Source organism: Paraburkholderia sp. 32 (assembly GCF_050435345.1).
GTDB classification, from domain to species: Bacteria; Pseudomonadota; Gammaproteobacteria; order Burkholderiales; family Burkholderiaceae; genus Paraburkholderia; species Paraburkholderia tuberum.
On the sequence record NZ_JBNDKD010000003.1, the window covers coordinates 3,793,216 to 3,814,137 of the forward strand.

13 protein-coding genes and 1 pseudogene are annotated in these 20,922 nt (G+C 67.6%); 8 read left to right on the plus strand and 6 right to left on the minus strand.

Annotated features, from left to right (window positions below; all coding sequences use genetic code 11):
- The first annotated feature begins 89 nt into the window (after positions 1-89).
- Positions 90-2,894 (plus strand): mechanosensitive ion channel family protein, encoded by a 2,805-nt coding sequence (locus tag OKW26_RS40315; RefSeq protein WP_429357023.1) that lies wholly within the window; start codon positions 90-92, stop codon positions 2,892-2,894.
- 31 nt (positions 2,895-2,925) lie between these two features.
- On the opposite strand, the gene OKW26_RS40320 is transcribed toward OKW26_RS40315, so the two are convergent.
- Positions 2,926-3,594: a cysteine dioxygenase family protein gene (locus OKW26_RS40320; protein WP_184066745.1), complete on the minus strand. Its 669-nt coding sequence runs from the start codon at positions 3,592-3,594 to the stop codon at positions 2,926-2,928.
- Between the two features lie 139 nt (positions 3,595-3,733).
- Here OKW26_RS40320 and OKW26_RS40325 point away from each other — a divergent pair, with 139 nt between their 5' ends.
- Both OKW26_RS40325 and OKW26_RS40330 read left to right on the plus strand, forming a co-directional pair.
- Positions 3,734-4,219 (plus strand): Lrp/AsnC family transcriptional regulator, encoded by a 486-nt coding sequence (locus OKW26_RS40325; protein WP_184044147.1) that lies wholly within the window; start codon positions 3,734-3,736, stop codon positions 4,217-4,219.
- 247 nt (positions 4,220-4,466) lie between these two features.
- Complete coding sequence (locus OKW26_RS40330; RefSeq protein WP_090804099.1) at positions 4,467-4,676, plus strand: hypothetical protein; 210 nt, start codon at positions 4,467-4,469, stop codon at positions 4,674-4,676.
- A 19-nt stretch (positions 4,677-4,695) separates the two neighbouring features.
- Here the strand turns inward: OKW26_RS40330 and OKW26_RS40335 are convergent, their stop codons facing one another.
- Positions 4,696-7,236 (minus strand): FUSC family protein, encoded by a 2,541-nt coding sequence (locus tag OKW26_RS40335; RefSeq protein WP_429357024.1) that lies wholly within the window; start codon positions 7,234-7,236, stop codon positions 4,696-4,698.
- Positions 7,237-7,449: 213 nt separating this feature from the next.
- On the opposite strand from OKW26_RS40335, the gene recC reads away from it, so the two are divergent.
- Genes recC through OKW26_RS40350 form a run of 3 tightly spaced genes read left to right on the plus strand, consistent with a single transcriptional unit; the run spans position 7,450 to position 16,657 of the window.
- Positions 7,450-10,842, plus strand: a complete 3,393-nt coding sequence (gene recC, locus OKW26_RS40340; RefSeq protein ID WP_429357025.1) for an exodeoxyribonuclease V subunit gamma — start codon at positions 7,450-7,452, stop codon at positions 10,840-10,842.
- On the plus strand, positions 10,839-14,570 hold the full coding sequence (recB, locus tag OKW26_RS40345) for an exodeoxyribonuclease V subunit beta (RefSeq protein WP_429357026.1): 3,732 nt from the start codon (positions 10,839-10,841) through the stop codon (positions 14,568-14,570). Before recC ends, recB begins: the two co-directional genes overlap by 4 nt.
- A complete protein-coding gene (locus OKW26_RS40350; protein WP_429357027.1) occupies positions 14,567-16,657 on the plus strand; it encodes an AAA family ATPase in 2,091 nt (696 codons plus the stop codon). Before recB ends, OKW26_RS40350 begins: the two co-directional genes overlap by 4 nt.
- Before the next feature lie 55 nt (positions 16,658-16,712).
- Here OKW26_RS40350 and OKW26_RS40355 read toward each other — a convergent pair whose 3' ends face one another.
- Positions 16,713-17,354, minus strand: a complete 642-nt coding sequence (locus OKW26_RS40355; protein ID WP_090804107.1) for a VC0807 family protein — start codon at positions 17,352-17,354, stop codon at positions 16,713-16,715.
- Positions 17,355-17,543: 189 nt separating this feature from the next.
- Here OKW26_RS40355 and arfB point away from each other — a divergent pair, with 189 nt between their 5' ends.
- Positions 17,544-17,948 (plus strand): alternative ribosome rescue aminoacyl-tRNA hydrolase ArfB, encoded by a 405-nt coding sequence (gene arfB / locus OKW26_RS40360; RefSeq protein WP_429357028.1) that lies wholly within the window; start codon positions 17,544-17,546, stop codon positions 17,946-17,948.
- A gap of 12 nt (positions 17,949-17,960) precedes the next feature.
- On the opposite strand, the gene OKW26_RS40365 is transcribed toward arfB, so the two are convergent.
- Positions 17,961-19,256 (minus strand): sensor domain-containing phosphodiesterase, encoded by a 1,296-nt coding sequence (locus OKW26_RS40365; protein WP_429357181.1) that lies wholly within the window; start codon positions 19,254-19,256, stop codon positions 17,961-17,963.
- Positions 19,257-19,748: 492 nt separating this feature from the next.
- Between OKW26_RS40365 and OKW26_RS40370 the strand changes: the two are divergent.
- A pseudogene (locus OKW26_RS40370) lies at positions 19,749-19,907 on the plus strand (putative quinol monooxygenase); the annotation flags it as partial.
- A gap of 83 nt (positions 19,908-19,990) precedes the next feature.
- Here the strand turns inward: OKW26_RS40370 and OKW26_RS40375 are convergent.
- Positions 19,991-20,248: a DNA-binding protein gene (locus OKW26_RS40375; RefSeq protein ID WP_090804111.1), complete on the minus strand. Its 258-nt coding sequence runs from the start codon at positions 20,246-20,248 to the stop codon at positions 19,991-19,993.
- A 235-nt stretch (positions 20,249-20,483) separates the two neighbouring features.
- Positions 20,484-20,723, minus strand: a complete 240-nt coding sequence (locus OKW26_RS40380; protein WP_090804113.1) for a hypothetical protein — start codon at positions 20,721-20,723, stop codon at positions 20,484-20,486.
- Positions 20,724-20,922 lie beyond the last annotated feature (199 nt).

The following is a 20,922-nucleotide window of genomic DNA, read 5'->3' on the forward strand; positions in this document are numbered from 1 at the left end:
CAAGCGTACTAACATTCGGTTACGCATGTTCGGCCGCGCCGGGCGAAACTGCGGCTACACTGGCGTCTGCCGTTTTCTCACGGATTGCCATGCAGTCATGCCCGTCGCAGCGTGAGTCCGAGGCTGCGCCGTCTGGCGGCGGCCAGCAGCCGGCGATTCTCAGCGCCCCCCATCTCTCCTCCGCTCACACCGCTTGCGACACTGCCAGCGGCGACGCCCGCCCGCGCGCGAGCACAGATGCCGTCGGTTGGTTTGCCGCGCTGCTGTGCGCCGCGCTGATTCTGTGCCTCGGCGCGCTGCCGCGCATGGCGCAAGCCGCGGGCCCCGCGGTCGGCGGCGGCACGCCGGTGATCCCGGCATTGCAGAGCCTGATCAACAGCGCGACGGTGAACGCGACGCCGGCGTCCGCGGCATCGGGGGCGTCGGCGCCCGAGGCGGCGTCGGCGCCGTCGCCCGCGAGCCAGGCGGAGCTGGCGCGCTCGCTCGACAGCGTGATCGCCACGCTCGACAACGACCGCCAGCGCAGCGCGCTCGTTGCCCAACTGAAAAAGCTGCGCGACGTGTCGCAAAGCGCCGCGCAAACCGTCGGGCCACCCGCGCCCGCGTCCGCGCAACCTAGTGCGGGCCTGCTCGGCGCGATCGCCTCGGGTATCGCGTCGTTCGAATCCGACGTGCATCAGGGCCGCACGCCGGTGCGCTACTGGAGCGGGCGCGTGACCGCGGCCGGCAACGAGCTGTACACGATCGTCTCGGGCCAGGGACACGAGGGTGTCGGCACGATCCTGTTGGCGATGCTGGGGATGCTGGCCGGCTGGGGCGCCTGTGCCGGCGCGCTGATCTATCTGCAGCAACGGCTGCACCGGCGCTTCGGTGTCGAGCTGGTGCTGCGGCCCAATCCCACCACGCGCGAGCTGCTGATCTTCGCGTTGCGCCGCGTCGGTCCGTGGATCATCGCGTTCATCGCGGCGCTGCTGTTCATGCGCGCGATGCCCGATTCGCTCGGCCGCACGCTGGGCATGGTGGTCGCGTATGCGATCGTCGCGGGCGCGGTGTTTTCCGCGATCTGTCTGATCATGTTTTCGCTGTTCGGCTCGGGCCACCGCCGCGTCGCGGTGCGTCTGCTGATCGATCACGCGCGCCGCGTGCTGTTCGTGATCGGCGTGTGCGGCGCGCTCGGCGACGCAGCCGTCAATTACGACGTCGAGCATCAGCTCGGCACCAACCTCGCCGCGCTGATTTCGACCGCGGCCAACATGACGGCCGCCGTGCTGACCGGCTATTTCGCGCTCGCGTTTCGCCGGCCGGTCGCGCATCTGATCCGCAACCGGCCGTACGAACAGCGCAACGACCACAAGGCCGCGACCGAAGCGTTCGAGGTGCTCGCCGCGCTGTGGCACGTGCCGGTGCTGGTGCTCGCGGCCGCGTCGGTGGTCGCGACGCTCGGCGGCTCCGGCTCCAGCGAAAACGTGCTGCAGATCTCGATCGTCACCGCGCTGCTGCTGGTGCTGGCGTTCTTCCTGTCGGCGATCGTGCTGCGCATGACGCGGCCGCGCAGTGCCCGCGCGCGGCGCCGCTCGCCGTATCTGACGCGGCTGCTGCGCTTTTGCGGCACCTTGCTGACATTGTTCATCTGGCTGTTTTTCTTCGAATCCGCGGCGCGTCTGTGGGGCGTGTCGCTGGCGGCGGTGATCGAGAGGAACGTGGCGGCGCGCGGCGTCGCGCATGCGATGACGGCGATCGTCGCCACCGTGTTCATCGCGTGGCTGCTGTGGATTCTGGTCGACACCGCGATCACCGAGACGCTCAATCCGGGCAGCCCGCGCAACAAGGCGCGCAGCCCGAGCATGCGCGCCCGCACGATGTTGCCGCTGGTGCGCAACGTGTTGCTCGTCACGATCATGACGATCGGTGGGATCGTCACCGCCGCGAACCTCGGCATCAACGTGACGCCGCTGCTCGCGGGCGCGGGCGTGATCGGTCTGGCGATCGGTTTCGGCGCGCAGTCGCTGGTGACCGACCTGATCACCGGCCTCTTCATCATCATCGAGGACACGATCTCGGTCGGCGACTGGATCGACGTCGATGGCGGGCATGCGGGCACGGTCGAGCATCTGTCGATCCGCACCGTGCGGCTGCGCGACGGGCAGGGCGCGATCCACGCGATTCCGTTCTCGCAGATCAAGATCGTGAAGAACCTGTCGCGCGATTTCGCGTACGCGGTGTTCGAGGTGCGCATGTCGTTCTCGACCGATGTCGACGAGATCACGCAGCTGATTCGCGAAGTCGGCGCGGAGCTGATGGCCGACTTCCGCTACCGGCGCGAGATGCTCGGGCCGATCGAAGTGTGGGGCCTCGACCGCTTCGATCCGAACTGGATGGTCGTCAAAGGGCAGATCAAGACGCGGCCGCTGCAGCAATGGAGCGTCGCGCGCGCGTTCAATTTGCGGCTCAAGCGCAAGATGGACGAGGCCGGCATCGAGATTCCGGTCGCGCAGATGCGGCTGTACACATCGTCGAAAGATAGGGAGGGCGAGCCGCTGCGCGACGATGAGATGACCGGGTTCGTCGCGCCTGTGAATGCCGGTGCCGATGACAGCCGGCATGCGCATGGCGAGGCGCAGCAGCCGGCGCGGGACGGCGAGCGCGGCAAAACCCATCAAAGGGCGCATGAACCCACTCGCGAAAGAGACCGCGAAGGGCCGCACGAGTATCCGCGCGAAGCTGAGTATGAGGTGGGCGTCGTTGGCCCGTCGGCGCGCGCGTCGACACAGGTGCCGCTTGCGCCCGCCCGTGACGTGTCGCACGAACCGCGTCCGGCGCCGCCGACGACCGGACAGACCGCGCCGATTCCGCCGCAGATTCCGACGGCGGGTGATGTGGGTGGGAAGAATTGAGGCGGGGGTGTGTTTGGGGGCCGTGCAACCGTCAAACCATCTCCGCCGCGTCGGCCATGCGCACGATGTCGTTCACGTGCGAGCCGATCCGCGCGCCTTCGACGCCATAGATATGCAGCGACACCGCCGGCGCATCACTGCTGTTGCCAAGCCGATGAATCGCAGCACGGCCGCCGCGCACGAACGACACTGCGCCGCGTTTGCGCGTCTGAGCGCGCAGCGCGCTCGCGCATTGATGCGCGTCGTCCCATTCGAAGACCGTTTCGCTCAGCTTGCCCTCGACCACCGCGTAACCGCACCAGGTGTGATGCGCGTGCACGGGGCTCGCCTGGCCGGGCTGCCAGACCAGCGCGGCAATCGCATAGCGGCCTTGCGGATCGGCGATGAGCAGATGGCGCCGATAGGTGTCGGCGGAACCTTCGCGTTGCATCGGTGCGAGCAGCGCCGGGTCGGCGGCCGCCTCGGCGAGCGCGAGCCGCATGGTGCGCGCGAAGAACGTCGAATGCGACGGTTCCGGAAATTTCGCGCAGGCTTCGAACATCGCGTCGAGCGTGTCGCACAGGCGCTCGAGCGGTGTGCGCCCGATCTCGCCCAGCGTTTGTGTCGGTAACGCGGCCGCTTCAAGTCGGGCCGGGTCCGGCAGCGACTTCAGGTAGTCGGGAAGGTGCTCGAAAGCGGTGGCGCGAAGGTCGTCGCTCATGGTTTTATTGCAGCGCGGGCGCTGCAGTTCGGCAATTTTCGGTATCGATATTTATACCGGTTTGCCCGGAGAAAGAGTTTCCATATAATTCCCTCGACCGTCAGAAAAGTAGAATAATTTCCTATGAGGGGTGGGTGGTATGAGTATGGATATCATCGATCGGAAGCTGCTCGAATTGCTGCAGGCAGACGCGACGATGCCGATCGCCGAACTCGCGCAGCGCGTGAACCTGTCACAGACGCCTTGCTGGAAGCGGCTGCAGCGCCTGAAGGAGGCGGGCGTGATTCGCGCGCAGGTGGCGCTGTGCGACGCGCGCAAGCTCGGGGTCGGAACCACGGTGTTCGTGGCGGTGCGGACGAATCAGCACACGGAGACATGGGCCGCCGCATTTACGCAGGCGGTGCGCGATATTCCCGAAGTGGTCGAGGTCTACCGGATGAGCGGCGAGACCGACTATCTGCTGCGCGTGGTGGTCTCCGATATCGACGACTACGACCGGATCTACAAACAGTTGATCACGGCCGTGCCGCTGTACGACGTGAGTTCGAGCTTTGCGATGGAGCAGATCAAGTATTCGACGGCGTTGCCAGTGCGGCCGGTTGTGACTGTCACAAATAACGGCTGACGCGCGACATGCGATGGGGCGGTGACGAACGAACGGAACACGGGTTCGCTACGATGGCGACGTGGTCGATGCATTTAAGGCGACGGGAGAGCACAGACCGAGGAGCGCCGCTTGCTACCTCGACAGTAAACGCGCCACAGCGCATCCATACTGCTCCCCCGGCTGCAAGCCGCGTGCAAGCCCACTGGGCGTAGAATGCCGCCTTCTCCGACCCATCCGCGACTGCTTCGCGAATCGAGCCCGCTTCATGACCAGACCGCCGCGCAAGAAGAATCCGACCTTTGGCATCTCCGTCTTTATCGTGGTGGCGATCCTGCTGGTGATTGCCACGCTGTTCTATAACGCGATCCGCGAAAAGCACGAGTTCGACAGCCAGCCCACGCAGGTGCCGCCAGTGGCTTCGCAGGCAGCCGCGGCGGCCACCGCGATGAAACCGGCGAGCGGCGCCGCGCAATAACGCCCGCGCGCTTCCTGCTTCACTCCTCCGGTAGCCGGATCATGCTCGCGTCTTTGCGAATCTGCGCGGACGCCGCGAGCATCTGCTTGCATTGATGCGCGAGCAGCTTCGTGTCATGCACGGCATCGGCCGTATAGTCCGGCGATTTCTCCGTTTCGACGACCATCGCATCGAGCTCGCGACTCATCAGTTTGATCTGCTCGCCCTGCTCGGCGGGCAACGCGGTGCCGGCTTCGGCGGCGCTCAGGTTGTCGCGCACGAGGCTCAAAGCGCGCTGCAGCGGCTGTAGCGAGATATCCTCGACCTGGTGCTGCTGTTGCGCGGAAGTGCGCAACAGCGGCGCGGCGGCCGTGATCTGCGACGCGAGCACATGGCTGCGCACCAGCAGACCGTTCAACTCCGGCACGAACTTCTGCGCGGACTTCGGTTCGAGCATCATCCGCTGGAACGCCTGACCGAGATTCGCGAACGCAACGTGAACGTTCTTGCGCGCGAGCCGATAACGGTAATCGCGGTCGAGCGCGGTCGCCGCGGCGGCAGCGGCGACCGATGCACCGCTTGCCGGCCGCGCGGTCATGTTGCGGATCGTGGCGGTGTCATGGCTGGCCTCGCCCGCGTTCGCCTCGGCGTTGGCGTCGGCGACCGGCTGTGCCACGCCGGCGCGCCCAGCGCCGCGCGCACCGACGCCACTCGCCACTTCGGCACCGGCACCGGCTCCGGCGCCGGTGCCGGTGCCGGCGACGGCGAGCGCCGGGCCGCCAAAGCCGATCGCCGGATCCGTCATCGCCGCCGCCGGCGCGCGCGCGCCCGCTTCGGTCACGGCCGCGACCACCGCCGCGGCCGGTTTACCGCTCCACCACCAGCTCGCTTCGAGATACTGCCGCGTCGCGCTGATCATGTTGTTGACGAGCTTGCCCATCAAGCGGTACTCCCAGTACGGGAACAGGTGGCTCGCCGCGATCGCGATCGCGCAGCCGACTACGGTGTCGATCGCGCGCTCGCCGATGATGCGCATGCTGCCCGGCGCGAGCAGATGGAACAGCAGCAGCACATACGATGACGTGAACACGACGCTCGCCGTGTAGTTGAACAGCAGCAGGCTGTAGCTCATCACCATCGACGCGAACATCACGACCATCAGGATGTGCGGCTCCTTCACGAAGATGGTCAGCGCAATGCTCGCCGCGCAGCCGATCAGCGTGCCGATGATCCGCTGCCCGTTGCGCTGCTTGGTCAGCGAGTAGCCGGGCTTCAGAATGATCACGGTGGTCATCACGATCCAGTACGCGTTCGTGAGCGGCAGCAGGCGGCCGAGCCAGAAGCCCACGGCGACCGCGATCGTCACGCGCAACGCGTGTCGAAAGCTCGGCGAGGCCATCGTCAGATTCGACAGGATCTGCCCGAACGGCACGCGCCGGCTCGACACGAAACGGCTCAGCGCCTGGTCGATGCGCAGTTCGGTTTCGGTCGGGCTCGGCTCGGCGGCAAGGCTTCGGCGCATCTTGTCGATCAGCCGCGTGGCGCTCCAGATGCGGCGGAAATTCGACGACACGGCCGAATACGCCTCCGGGTTCTGCGTCGGCAGCTCCTGCTTGCGCATCAGTTCGATTTCATACTCGATCGCGCGCAATTCCGCCTTCACGTTCACGCGCATGCGCGGCGCCTGGTTCTGCAGCACCGCGAGGCCGATCTCCTCGAGATCTTCGGCCGCCTTGCGGATCAGATCGCGATAGAACACCAGCAGATCGGAGCCGCCGAACGTGCTGCGCACGAGCGTGTAATCGGTTTGCGCGCCGACGAACAGCTCATGCAGATCGACGCTATTGATGAACAGGTTGTAGAGCATCGCGCGGCGTGGTTCGAGCTTGCCGCGCTTCAACCTGGGCAGATTGCGCAGCACCATGTCGCGCGCGGCGTCCTGGCGATCGACCGCGGAGATCTGCTTGTCGACGAGGTTGCGATAGCACTCGTCGAGATCGTTGTCGAGATCGTAGAAGGCGGCGCGCGCGAGCAGATAGTCCGCGCACGCGAACACGCTTTCGGCGAGCGCCTGCTGCTCGATCCGATGCATCATCCAGCGGCTCACGAAGGTCGACCAGTACGTGTACCAGAGACCGCCGAGCAGGATCCACGACGCGTTGACGAGCGCCTGCAAGGGCGTGAAGTGCTCCTCCAGCGTCATGATCATCATGAACAGCGTCGCGAAGCTGATCTGCGGCCAGCGATTGCCGTACACGACGATTAGCGACAGCACGAACGTGAGCGGCACGACCGTGCACCACAGCGCGAGCGGATTGACGGTGGCGAGGCCGGTGGCGAGCGCGGACAGAAAGCCGATCACCGAGCAGGCCAGCATCTCGTTGTGCTTGTACTTGAGCGGGCCCGGCATGTCGACGACGCAGGCGCCGAGCGCGCCGGTCGCGATCGTGAAGCCGAGGTCACGATTGTGAAACACGATCAGGCACAGGATGGCCGGTAACGACACCCCGACCGCGATGCGCAGGCCGCCATAAAAGTACTGGCTATAAAGGAATTTTCTTATTTCGACCGAATAGCGCATCGACTACCTGAATCCATTCACCGAGAAAACCGCAGTTGGAAAGACAGCGCGAAACTGCCGTCGAGTCTAACTGATTTTGCGCGCGTTCTGACCTCGTCCATTCGGCCAGGTTATGCCCTGGGGATGGGTTTGTTATGCTGTCGCTTCAATGTCCGCCGTGGCTCGCGCGCATCGCTCGCGGGCCATCAGCGTGCCAAATGTGATCTGGAATCCATGCTTCAGCTCTTCTACTCGAACCGCTACGAAACGCTGGTGGGCGCGCTGCTCGGCGACCTCGCGCAAGCGCCGTCCGATCCGTGGACCGCGCGGCCCGTGATCGTGCCGAGCGCGGCCGTGCGCCGGCGGCTCGAGCTCGATATCGCCGCGCGCCAGGGCATCTGCGCGAACGTTAACTTTGGTTATCTCGCGCAATGGCTGTGGGCGCAGATCGGCGGCGTGATCGAGGTGCCGAAGCATTCGCCGTTCGCGCCGGACCGGCTCGTGTGGCGCTGCTACCGGCTGCTCGACGACTCAGACGAAGCGCTGCCGTGGAACGCGTCGCCGCGTCTGCGCGCCTATCTCGATGCGGCCGACGCGTCGATGCGCTACGAACTCGCGCGGCGCGTCGCGACCGTGCTCGATCACTATCTGACCTATCGTCCCGAATGGCTGCTGCAATGGCACAAGGGCGGCTCGATCTTCGCGAGCGGCGCGGCTGACGACACCGGTCCGCGTCTGACCGGCGCGAGCGACGCGGCGCGCGAGGACGAGCGCTGGCAGGCGGCGCTGTGGCGCGCGGTGCTCGCCGAGCTCGCGCAAGCCGGCGGTCATGCGCAAACATCCGCGGCCGCGCTGCCGCCCGCGTATCGGTTCCTCGATGAAATCGCGGCGCTCGATCTCGAGGCGATCTCGAACGCGCAATGGCCCGAGGCGGTCAGCGTGTTCGCGCTGCCGACCATGCCGCCGCTGCATATCGCGTTGCTGCGCGCGCTGTCGCGCTGGATCGACGTGCGTCTGTACGTGATGAACCCGTGCCGCGAGTTCTGGTTCGACGTGGTCAGCGAAGGGCGCGTGCAGGCACTCGACGCGGCGGGGCAGCTCGACTATCAGGAAGTCGGTCATCCGCTGCTCGCCGAATGGGGCCGCCAGACTCAGGCGCAGCTGCATATGCTGCACGAGCTGACCGAAAGCGCCGCATCGGCCGAGACCGGCGACTTCACCGAAAACCCGGAGCCGAGCTGGCTCGCCGCCGTGCAGAACGGCATCCTCGCTTTGCGCAATGAGGCCGATGCCGACGAGTTGCCTATCGAGCGCGGTATCGAGGTGCACGTCTGTCATAGCCTGTCCCGGCAGCTCGAAGTGCTGCACGATCGCCTGCTCGGCTGGTTCGACGAATTCGACGATCTACAGCCGTCCGACGTGCTGGTCGCGGTGTCCGATCTCGCGGCGGCCGGTCCGCTGATCGATGCGGTGTTCGGCACCACGCCTGCCGGCGACACGCGCCGCATTCCGTACCGCATTACCGGCCTGCCGCCGTCGCAGGCCAATCCGGTCGCGCGTCTGTTGCTCGACTGGCTCGCGCTGCCCGAGCGCAGCGTCGGCGCACCGGATCTGATCGAATGGCTGCGCGTCGATGCGGTCGCGGTGCGCTACGGCATCGATGCGAATTCGCTCGAAGCCGCGCAGGAATGGCTCGCGGCCGCCGGCGCGCGGCGCGGGCTCGCGCCGCTCGAACAAGTCGGCGAGCACGTACCGGTCGCGCGTCATACGTTCGCCGATGCGCTGACGCGCCTGTACCTCGGCTACGCGATGCCGGCAGGCGGCGAGCCGGTCGATGCGTGGCTGCCGGTCGAAGGCGCGGGCGGTTCGGATGCTGAACTGCTCGGCCGTCTGTCGCGTTTCGTCGACGACATCGACAGCTTCGCGGCGAGCTGCGCGATCGAGCGCACGCCGTCCGACTGGTCGCAACTGCTGCTCGAAACGCTCGGGCAGTGCTTCGACGGCGGCGTCGAGTTCGCCGATTCGCTCGCGGCCGTGCGCGACGCGCTCGATGCGATGAGCGCCGCGATGCAGGCCGGCGCGCATGATGTGTTGCTGCCGGCCTCGGTGGTGCGCACCGCGCTCACCGAAGCGCTCGATGACCCCGCACGCGGCGGCGTGCCGTGGGGCAGCGTGACGTTTTCTTCGCTGACGAGCTTGCGCGGTTTGCCGTTCCGCGTGGTCTGCCTGCTCGGCATGGACGACGGCGTGCTGCCGTCGCTCGCGCGTGCCGACGAGTTCGATCTGATGGCCGCGTTCGGCAAGGCCGGCGACCGTCAGCGCCGCGACGACGAGCGCAATCTGTTCCTCGATCTGCTGCTCGCCGCGCGCGAGCGGCTCTTCATCGCCTACACGGGCCGCAGCATTCGCGATAACGCGCCGCTGCCGCCGGCCGCGCTCGTCGATGAACTGCTCGATCATCTCGCGCAGGTGTCGGCGGGCGAGGACGCGAGTCCGGCCGGGGTCGACAGCGCGCGGCGCGAGTTCATCGTCGAGCATCCGTTGCAGGCGTTCGCGTCGGACTACTTCGCGGCGAAGCCCGACCTGTTCACCTACGACGCCAATCGCGCCGAGCTGGCCACGCTGCTTGCCGAACCGCAGCATGCCGCCGCCACGCCGTTCTTCGATCAACCGCTGCCGCCGGAAGACATGCACGAGGTGGAGTTCGACGACTTCGTGCGCTTCTGGCGTCATCCGGCGCGCGCACTGCTGCGCGACCGGCTCGGTATCGCGTTGTCGGATGCGCAGGGCGAGTTGCTCGACACCGAGCCGTTCGATCTCGACTATGCGGGCCGCGACGCACTCGCCGAGCGCCTGCTGCCGGTCCTGCTAGACGCCGGCACCGACGACGAGGTGATCTATAGCCGCGTGCAGCGCGTCGCCGAGGCGAGCCCCGAGTTGCCCGGCGGCGCGACCGGCGCGGTCTGGCGCGCGCGCGAGCTGTCCGCGCTGCGGCAGTTGGCGCAAAGCGTGCGGCGCGAAGTGGCCGAGGGCGTCGAGCGCTTGCCGTTCGTGCTCGACGTCTCGCCGCGCTGGCCGCAAGGCGGCGCTGGCACCGACAGCGCCGTCTCCCTGTTTGGCGACTACGACGCGCTGTTGCGCGAGTCCGCCGAAACGCCGCTGCATTTGCGCGGCACGTTGAACCTGCTGACCGGAACGGGACAAGTGATCTTTCGTTATGCCAAAGCCAGCGCGCGCGACTATCTGTCCGCGTGGCTCGCGCATCTGGTCTATTGCGCGGCGCAGCCGGACGGGCCGCGCCGCACCGTATGGCACGGCAGCGGCGAGAGCTTCGAGCTCGCGCCCGTCGCGGCTCCGCTCGACGAACTCGCGCCGTTGGCTGCGCTCTTCAATGCCGGCCGCCGGCTGCCGCTGCGCTTCTTCCCGAAAAGCGCATGGGCGAGGGTCAGCGAAAGCGAATCGGCGGCGCAGGGCGTGTGGATCAACGACCGCGTGCGCGGCGAATCCGACGACCCCGCGTTGCGCATCGCGCTGCGCGGCACACCGCTCACGCTCGACGAACCGTTCGGCAGCCTCGCCGCGATCGTTTTCAAGCCACTGATCCAGCATTTGCGGAGCGCCTCATGAGCGACGCGCTGCGCCATCAAAGCCTCGCCGCCGACGAACTCGACGTGTTCGCATGTCCGCTCGACGGCGTGAACCAGATCGAAGCGTCGGCGGGCACCGGCAAGACGTGGAACATCTGCGCGCTGTACGTGCGGCTGCTGCTGGAAAAGAACCTGAACGCGGATCAGATTCTCGTCGTCACGTTCACGAAGGCCGCGACCGCGGAGCTGCACGAGCGCATACGCGGCCGTCTCGCGGAACTGCATCGCGCGATCGAGATGGACGACGACGGCGACGATCCGTTCATCCGCCGGCTGTTCGAAACGACGCTCGCGCCGGAGCGCGGTATCGAGCGCGAGGCCGCGTTGAAGGTCGTGCGCCGCGCGCTGCGTACGTTCGATCAGGCCGCGATCCACACGATCCACGCGTTCTGTCAGCGCGCCTTGCAGGAAGCGCCGTTCGCCGCCGCGATGCCATTCGCGTTCGAGATGGAAGCCGACGACGCGGCGCTGCGTTTCGAACTCGCCGCCGATTTCTGGCGCGAGCAGGTCGAGCCGGTCGCGCATGCGCATCCGGCGTTCGCCGCGTGGCTGGTGGCCAAGCGCGCCGGTCCCGCGTCGCTCGACGAGCAACTGGCCCGGCGCCTGAAAAAGCCGCTCGCGCAATTGCGCTGGGGCAGCGTCGACGCGGCCGGCGCAAGCGCCGATCCGCAGGCCGGCTTCGATGTCGCGTGCGCGATCTGGCGGGCCGAACGCGACGCGATCGTCGCGCTACTGGCCGAGGCACAGGAGCGCCTGAGCAAGACCACGCACAAGCCCGATCACGTGAGCGCCGCGATCGCCGCGTGGACCGACTACTTCGCGCAGGGCGATTGCCATGCGCCGCCGCCGCGCGCCGCGCTGAAGCTGACGGCGTCGGCGTTGAAGAAGGCAACCAAGGTCAAGTTCGAGCCGCCCGCACATCCGTTCTTCGAGCATGCCGACGCGCTGGCCGCGGCCGTGGTCGCCGCCGAGGCCGCGCAGCGCGCGCGCTGGCTCGCGCTGGTGCAGACATGGCTCGACTACGCGCCGGCCGAGTTGGTGGCGCGCAAGCGCACGCGCCGCGTTGTATCGTTCGACGATCTGCTCGCGAATCTGTATCGCGCACTGGCCGCGCATGCCTGGCTCGCCGATGCATTGCGTAGCCGCTATCCGGCCGCGCTGATCGACGAGTTCCAGGACACCGATCCGCTGCAATTCGCGATCTTCAGCCGCATCTTCGCGCCGGCGGGACCGCTGTTCCTCGTCGGCGATCCGAAGCAGGCGATCTACAGTTTTCGCGCGGCGGATCTGCATACGTATCTCGCGGCGCGCGAGTCGGCGTCCGCGTGCTACACGCTCGCGGTCAACCAGCGTTCGACCGCACCGATCGTCGAGGCGTGCAACCGCATCTTCGAAGCGAACCGCCAGGCGTTCGTGCTCGACGGGCTCGACTATCAGCCAGTGCGTGCGGGCGAGCGGCGCCGCGCGCCGTTTACCGATCCCGACGCGAGCGGCGGCGATTTCCGCATCTGGACGTTGCCGCGCGGCGCAACGCCGCTGGACAAACGCAGCGCGCAGCGCGCCGCGAGCGAAGCGTGCGCGGCCGAGATCGTGCGGCTTTTGCGAGGGGCGCGCGAAGGTGTCGTGACGATCGGCGACAAGCCGCTCGCACCGGGCGATATCGCCGTGCTCGTGCAGACGCACAAGCAGGGCAGCCTCGTCAAACGCGTGCTCGCGGCGTGGGGCGTCGGCAGCGTGGAGCTTGCGCAGGCGTCGGTGTTCGCGACGCTCGACGCCGAGCAGATCGAGCGCGTGCTGGCCGCCATCGACACGCCCGGCGATCTGCGTCGCCTGCGCGCCGCGCTCGCCACCGACTGGCTCGGGCTCGACGCCGCCGCGCTGTGGCGTCTCACGCAGGTCGCCGATGCGCCCGCGGCCGCGGCCGCGGCCGTTGATGAACCCGCGCCAGCGCTCGACGCCGCCGACGCGATGGGCTGGGTCGAGCGTTTTTCGCGCTACCGGATGCTGTGGCACGAACGCGGCTTCGCGGTGATGTGGCGCACGCTGGTGCGCGAGCTGCGCGTCGCGCAGCGGCTCGTCGCGGGTGTCGACGGCGAGCGTCGGCTGACCAACGTGAACCATCTCGCCGAGCTCGTACAGGCGCGCGCGGGCACCCAGCCCGGCATCGCGCCTACCTTGCGCTGGCTCGCCGCGCAGCGCGAGCAGGGCGGCGGTGACGAGGCCCAACTGCGGCTCGAGTCGGATCGCAATCTCGTGCAGATCGTCACGGTCCATAAATCGAAGGGACTCGAATACGCGGTCGTGTTCTGTCCGTTTCTGAACGATGGCGGCTTGCGCGAGCCGCCATCGTCGGGCTTGCCCGATGCGCGCGAGTATCACGACGACAGCGGCGACGCGGTGCTGCACTACGGTTGCGACGAAGAGGAAGCCGAGCGCGCCTCGCGTTACGCGGTGCGCGAGCAGGCGGCGGAACGCGCGCGGCTCGTCTATGTGGCGCTCACGCGCGCGGTGTATCGCTGCTACCTGGTCGCGGGCACGTATCTGTCGTCGCGCTCGACGAAGGAGTCGCGGCGCAGCGTGCTGAACTGGCTCGTCGGCGGCAGCGGCCACACGTTCGACGCCTGGCTCGCTGAGCCTCCCGACGAAGCCGCGCTCGCGGCGAGCTGGCAGGCGCTCGCGGGCGGACCGGTCACGTTGCGGGCGCTGCCCGAAGTGACGCGCCGCGTGCCGCTCGAAAGTCTGCGGGATCAGGGCGCGCATCTGCGCGCGCGCGCGAATCGGCGGCCGTTGCGCGATCAGTGGCGCATGGCAAGTTTCAGCGGGCTGATCGCGGCCGGCGGCAGGAGCGCGGATGCGCACGCGCACGCGCCGCAGGAAGACGTGCGGCCCGACCACGATGAAATCGCCGATGCGCTACCCGCCGCGCCGCTGCTCCCGCCGCTCGCCGCGGCGAGCGCCCCGGCGCATGCCGACGACGACATCCTCGGGTTCCCGCGCGGCGCGGCGGCCGGCGATTGCCTGCATCGGATGTTCGAACTCGCCGATTTCACCGAGGCGCGCACCTGGCCCGACGCGATCCGCGGCGCGCTGCGCGAGCGTCCGGCGCCGGCCGCGCCCGAGCTCGCCGCGCGCTTGCCCGCGATGATGCATCGGCTGATCGCCGACGTCGTCTCGACCGAACTCGTGCCGGGCATGACGCTCGCGCGGCTCGATCCGCGTCGGCGCCTGAACGAACTCGAGTTTCTGTTCGCGGCCCCGTCGCTGGATTTTCCGGCGCTGCGCGAGCTGCTGATCGAATACGGCTATCCCGACGTCGCGCTGGAGCCCGGCGTGCTGCGCGGGTTCGTCAAAGGATTTATCGACATGATCGTCGAGCACGACGGCCGCTTCTGGATCGTCGACTGGAAGTCGAACCATCTCGGCGACACCGCCGCCGACTACGCGGCCGCGCCGCTCGAAACGGCGATGGCGAGTCACGCGTACCACCTGCAGGCGCTGCTTTATACGGTCGCGCTGCATCGCTATCTGAAGACGCGCGTGCGCGACTATGCATACGACACGCATATCGGCGGCTACCTGTATCTGTTCGTGCGCGGCGTGCGGCCCGACTGGCGCGATGTCGACGGTGCCGCCGGTGTGCACAGGCGGCGTGCGCCGTTCGAACTGGTGGCGCTGCTCGACGCGGCGATGATCGGAGGTGGCGCATGAGCACGCCCGGCACGCTTGATGAGCGCGCGGCCGCGCCGCTCGGGCTAGAAGACATCGGCGTCAACCTGCCCGCGCCGGCCGATTTCAGTATCGCGCTCGCCGAAGGGTTCGCGCGCCGTATCGGCATGCTCGCGCGGCGCGGTGGCGCATCGACCGAGGTGGTGAAGTGGGCGGCGCGCGGCGCGTTCGCCGCGAGCCGCGCGACCGCCGAAGGGCACGTGTGCGTGCCGCTCGCGACGCTCGCGCGCCGCTTCGACGCGTCGCGCGCCGAAGTGCGCGCGGCGCTGCTCGCGAGCGGCATGGCAAGCGATGGCGCAGCGGACGCGGCGGGCGCGGCGGCGTTGCGCCCGCTCGTGATCGACGCGCAGGGGCGTCTCTATCTCGCGCGCTACTACGACTACGAGCGGCGCCTGGCCCACGCCCTGGTCGCGCATGCGACGGGCGAGGCGAGCACCGCGAAGGCCGACGCCGACACCGCCCCCGCCGCTTTGCGCGAACGCCTGCTGCGCTACTTCGGTCCGCCGCGAGACGACGACGTCGACTGGCAACGCGTCGCGGTCGTGATGGCGCTGTCGGGGCGGCTGACGATCGTCAGCGGCGGCCCGGGAACCGGCAAGACCACGACCGTGGTCGGCGTGCTTGCGTGTCTGCTCGATGCGCGGGCCGATTTGCGCATCGCGCTGGCGGCGCCGACCGGCAAGGCGGCGCAACGGATGCAGGAAGCGTTGCTCGCGCGCGCGGGCGACCTGCCGCCCGAACTCGCCGCGCGTTTGCCGCAGACGTCGTACACGCTGCATCGCTTGCTGGGGTCGGGGCCGGGCGGGCGCTTCCGGCATCATCGCGATAATCCGTTGCCGTATGACGTGGTCGTGATCGACGAGGCGTCGATGATCGACGTGGCGATGGCCACGCATCTGCTCGACGCGATCGGGCCGCAAACGCGGCTCGTGATGCTCGGTGACAAGGACCAGCTCGCCGCGGTCGAAGCCGGCGCGGTGTTCGCCGAACTCAGCGCGCGGCCGGCGTTGAGCGCGCGCGGATTGCAACGGGTCGCGCAGGCGCTCGACATCGACGAGGCGCGGCTCGCGCGGGCTTTGCCGCGCGCGTTGCGTGAAGTCGATGAAGCACCTTTGGACGATTTATTTGCGCCGCCCGAGACGCCGCAAACCTTCGAGCCACCCGCGTCGGGCGATCCGTTCGGTGACGGCGTGACATCGGCGACTGGCGAGCAGGCCGATCGCGATAAGCGATCGGCGATCGAACGCAACCCGCTCGCGGACTGCGTCGTCTGGCTCGAGCGCAACTACCGGTTCGGCCTCGAGTCGCCGATCGGCCGTTTGTCCGTCGCGATTCGCAACGGCTCACCGAGCGCGGCGCTCGACGTATTGCAGATCGACCCGACCGAGGTCTGCGCCGCGGCGCTGCACGAGGACGCTCACACGACGCTGGCCGAGCGCACCACCGCAAGACTTGCCGGTGGCTTCGCGCCGTACGCCGACGCGCTTGCCAGGGCGCTCGCCGTCGATACGTCCGATCCAGTGCCGCTCTTCGACGCGCTCAACCGCTTCCGCATCCTCTGTGCGACGCGGCTCGGACCTCGCGGCGTCGATCAGGTCAACGCGGCGATGGCGGCTGAGGTGCGCCGCGCCGCGGGCGTCACGCTCGCGGTCGGCGCGCAGTGGTTTGCCGGACGTCCGGTGATGGTGACGCGCAACGATTACGCGCTGGGTCTGTTCAATGGCGACATCGGCATTGCGCTGCCGGGCGCGGGTGGCGCGCTGCGCGTGTACTTCCGCACCGGCGACGGCGGTGTGCGCGCGGTGTCGCCGGCCGCGCTGCCGCCGCACGACACCGCGTTCGCGCTGACGGTCCACAAGTCGCAAGGTTCGGAGTTCGAGCAAGCGGTGCTGGTGCTGCCGTCGGCGTTCAGCCGGGTGTTGTCGCGTGAGCTCGTGTATACGGCGATTACTCGCGCGCGCGAACGCGTCGAGGTGATCGGCGCGCGGGCCGTGCTCGCGCAGGCGATCGCGACGCCGACGCAGCGTGATTCGGGGCTGGCCGCGCGGATTGCCGAAGCATCGCGTTGATTGCGCGGCAGCAGGCAGAAAAAGCGAAGTGGCGGACTTGTGGTGCGAGCGGCGCTCAACCGGCAACCCCGCTCGCCCGCTCGATGGCCTCGACGCGGCTGCGCATCGTCCTGCGATACCACAGTGTCCACAGCGCGAGTCCCGCGTAGATGCCGTAGCCGATAAAGGGCGACACGACGAGGAAACGTTCGATCGGCCACGTCAGCGCCATCCATGCGCGTAGCGCGGTTTCGGCGGTCAGCCCGATGCCCCACACGAGCGTCATGGTTCGCATCGCGGTGGCGAGACCGGGGCGCTCGCGCCATAGCGCCTCGAAATGCGCGGCGCCGCCTTCCATTTCGCGCGCGACCGTCGCGCGCGCGAGGTAGAAGATCAGAGGACGACGCATCGGCAGTGACAGCAGGAACACGACGCCGACCGCGCCGGACACCAGCGACTCGCGCAACAGCAGCATGCGCGGACTGCCCCCGAGCGCCATGGCCGCGACCGACAGCACGATGCCCGCCACCACCATCACGCTGAGCGCATCGACGCGCCTGAAGCGCGCGAGTTCGATCGCGCTCCACACGAGCGGCGGCACGGCGGACGCGATTAGCGCGCCGGTCTCGCCGACCCGCGGCAACGCGAGCCGGTAAGCAAGCCACGGCAGCAGAAAGTTGACGGCCAGTTCGAGCACGAAACCGGGACGGATTTTCATATGAATTTACGCCGTAAGCGAAAGAACCAGTATCGATGAACCGGTCGGGCCGACGCAAATGGTTTTTTTCGTAGCGTTCGCGAGCCGGTGCCGCCGGGCGCCGCACCGGGCGCTCCGCCGCCTTCCCGCGAGTTCGGGCATCTCGCGTCGAGCGCTTGTACACTGACGCATCTTCCTTGCCGACCACCCATGACATCCCGCTATCCGGTCCCGCCCAACGAAATCGAATTGACCGCCGTGCGCGCGCAGGGGGCGGGTGGTCAGAACGTCAACAAGGTGTCGAGCGCGATCCATCTGCGTTTCGATGTGCGTGCCTCGTCGCTGCCGGAAGTGCTGAAGATGCGTCTGCTCGCGCTGTCCGACCACCGGCTCACGCGCGACGGCGTCGTGATCATCAAGGCGCAGGAGCATCGGACCCAGGAGATGAACCGCGCGGCGGCGCTCGCGCGGCTCGATGAACTGATCGAAAGCGTCAGCGTGACCCGCAAGCATCGGGTCGCGACGCGGCCGACCCGCGCGTCGAACCTGCGGCGGCTCGACAGCAAGGCCAGGCGCGGCGAGGTCAAGACGGGGCGCGGCCGCGTGCACGAGTAGCGGCGTGGATCGCTAACGTCTCGCGCCGCGTGTGCCGGTGCGCACATCCGGCGGCGACGCCTCCGGCACGAAGTCGACGCACAGCACGTGCGTGCCGTCGCGCTCGAACGCGATCGCCGCGGTGTAGCAGTCCTGACCATCGGCGAGCGAATAATGCGGCCCCATCATCGCGACGCGGCCCGGCGCCGCGAGCGCGTGCCGGAAATACGCGCGACGCGACCAGTTGCTGCGCGTCTCCGTATAGAGCGGCGCGAGCCGCTTCGGAGGCGGCGGGACCGACGCCGCCGTCACCGAAGGCTGGGTCTGCTCGCCCAGGCCGTCGGTGAGGAACACGCGGCGCGCTTCGGGCAGATGCCAGACCTTTTGCGCGGCCTGTTCGAGGTCACCGGTCGCCTTGTAGGTGTCGGCGGCGGCCAGCACCGCTTCCGCGAAGCCCTCGAACCCGAGCCGCTGGTGGCCGGCGTGCGCACGCTCGTATTCGGCGAACTTGCTCCAGATCGACGCGACGAGCGCAGGCACCTTCGTGCAGGCGGCCAGCACGCTGCTCTCTGGCTGACCGAACCAGAACCCCTGCACGAAATCGACGTCGGCCTGCATCAGGATCATCAGCTCTTCATCGGTTTCGACGCCTTCGGCGAGCACGAGCGTGCCCGACTGATGCAGCATCGCGATCAGATGGCTGATCATCGATTCGTCGCCCTCGCGCTTGCCCGCGCGCGCGACGAGCGAGCGGTCGAGTTTGACGATGTCGGGGCGGAAGCGCCACACGCGATCGAAGTTCGAGAAGCCGGTGCCGAAGTCGTCGATCGCGATCAGAAAATCGCGCGGCTGCGAGGCGGCGAGCATGCTGGCGACGGCGGATTCATCGTCGGCGGGTTGCTCGAGCACTTCGATCACGATGCGCTCCTGCGGCAGCCCGAAATGCGCGGACAACTCGTCGATGAAAGCGCGCTGCGGCCAGCCGGTTTCGAACACCTGCGGGCGCGTGTTCAGAAACAGCCACCCGGTGCTGATGCCTTGCTCCATGAAGTTCGCCACATGCAGGCAGCGCGCGATGCGATCGAGTTCGCGCGCTTCGGCGGCCGAGCGCGTGCCGGAGAACAATACTTCGGGCGAGACGGGCAGACCGACCGGATCGAACGCGCGCAACAGCCCCTCGTAGCCGACCACGCACTGATGCGTGACCGACAGCACCGGCTGGAACACGCTGTGCAATGTCAACGCGCGCCAGGTCGCGGTCCAGCCCGACTCGCCGCGGACCAGGTGCGGGAGCAGGCCGCTCACGGTCAATTCGCTGACGGATGGCATAGAAGCGGGCATGAAAGCTGACATGGGATCGTTGCGGCAAGGGAATGAAGGGGCACGCAAACCCATTCGGCGCGTAGCGCTCGCACACCCGAAGCGCCGCCGGAACGAAACGAATGCGTCCCGCGAACACGAAGGGCGGTGCCAGCCACGCTGGACTCCGGCGAATTGGTCAAAATGAGTCTAGCAGTTTGCAGCGCGCGACAATGTGCGGGTTATCACAAACGCATGGGCGTGAAAATTGTCTGCAAAACGGCTGCCTACGGCCGTGCGGCAATCCGTTGCGGTAATGCGCCGGAGCGTCCCGCGCGCTTGCCACGCGCGAAACCGATTCTCAATCGCTATGAGTTACCGTACCACGCCGAGGGTAGCAGGGCGCCCGGTGGTCGCCCGCCAAACTCCAGGCCGACGGTGCTCACATGCTAGTGCCGCTGTAGGCACTGATGCGGCCATTCGGGCGGCGGGCTTGGCACTGCTCTGCCGGGCGGATTCTGGCGCGACGTGCAGGAGCCGCGCCGGTTCGTGTTCATCGAGCGGTGGGAAAGCCAGGATGCGCTCGCGGCGCATGCGAAATCCGCGCGTATCCAGGCTTATAAGAAGGCGGCCGCGGATTGGATCGAGCACGCGGAGATTCGCGTGGTGTCGAAGATCGCCAGAATTCGGGCGCGGGCGTCAGCGGCGCGCGGACATGCTGGACAGGTGGGGCGGCCCTGAGGCCGCCGGCGCGCCGTCAGCGATCAGTGGGTTGCTTGCGGGACATCGAGAATCAGGATGATGGTCCAGTCGGCGTCGCCGTCATGGTGATACTGGCGCTCCGCGACAATGAACGGCTCCTGCTTGCCAGCCGGGCCGAGAAACAGCACGTCGCCTTCCATCGGCAGGCATTCGACGGGCGGCAGCGCGAGGTACGCTTCCTGACCGCCACGCGGCATCAGTTTTTCGATCTTGCGAGATGCTGCTTCGGTCCATTCGATATCAAGCTGGATGTTGCTCATGCTGTCCTCCGCACCAGGGTGCGCACGGGTTAGGGGATGCCGGCGGCTCGCCGGTCGGTGCGCGACTTTAGCATACAGAGAGCAGAGCGCCGGCGGCTTGCCAGGCCGGTGCACGCTCGGAGTGCCTTGCCAGCAGCGAGCGGGTCGCACAAATAAAAAAAGCCGAAACCGGCGCTGCCAGCTTCGGCTTTTTCACCTTCACGACGAGGCCGCGAGGCGAGATCCGCGAAGTCGTTCAGGTGCCCGACGCGTCGGCACCCTTCTTTGGATGATGCGGAGCCATCTTGTGATGCTTGGCCGGCGCGGCCGGTGCGCTTCCCATCGACTGCTCGCGGTTTTGCAAATCTTGCGCACGCTGCTCGACGTCGGCGGCCTTCGCCGGATCGGTGCTCGTCGTGATGCCGTTGTCCTGCGCGTGAGCCGCGCCGGCTGCGGCACACAAGGAAACCAGGATCGCCATGGACACTTTCTTCATCGTTACCTCCGTAGAATGGTGGTGGACCCGAGTATTGCCTGTCCAGTGGGAAAGACAATGCATTCTATCGAGCAAACTCTTCTCCAGCCGATGGCTTTGTAACCGTACTCAACACTTGTTACGTTTTGTAATAACTGGACGCTGGTTGAATAAACTGCGACGTCCTCGAGTGCGAGAGCGCAGCGGCCTACATCGTTCG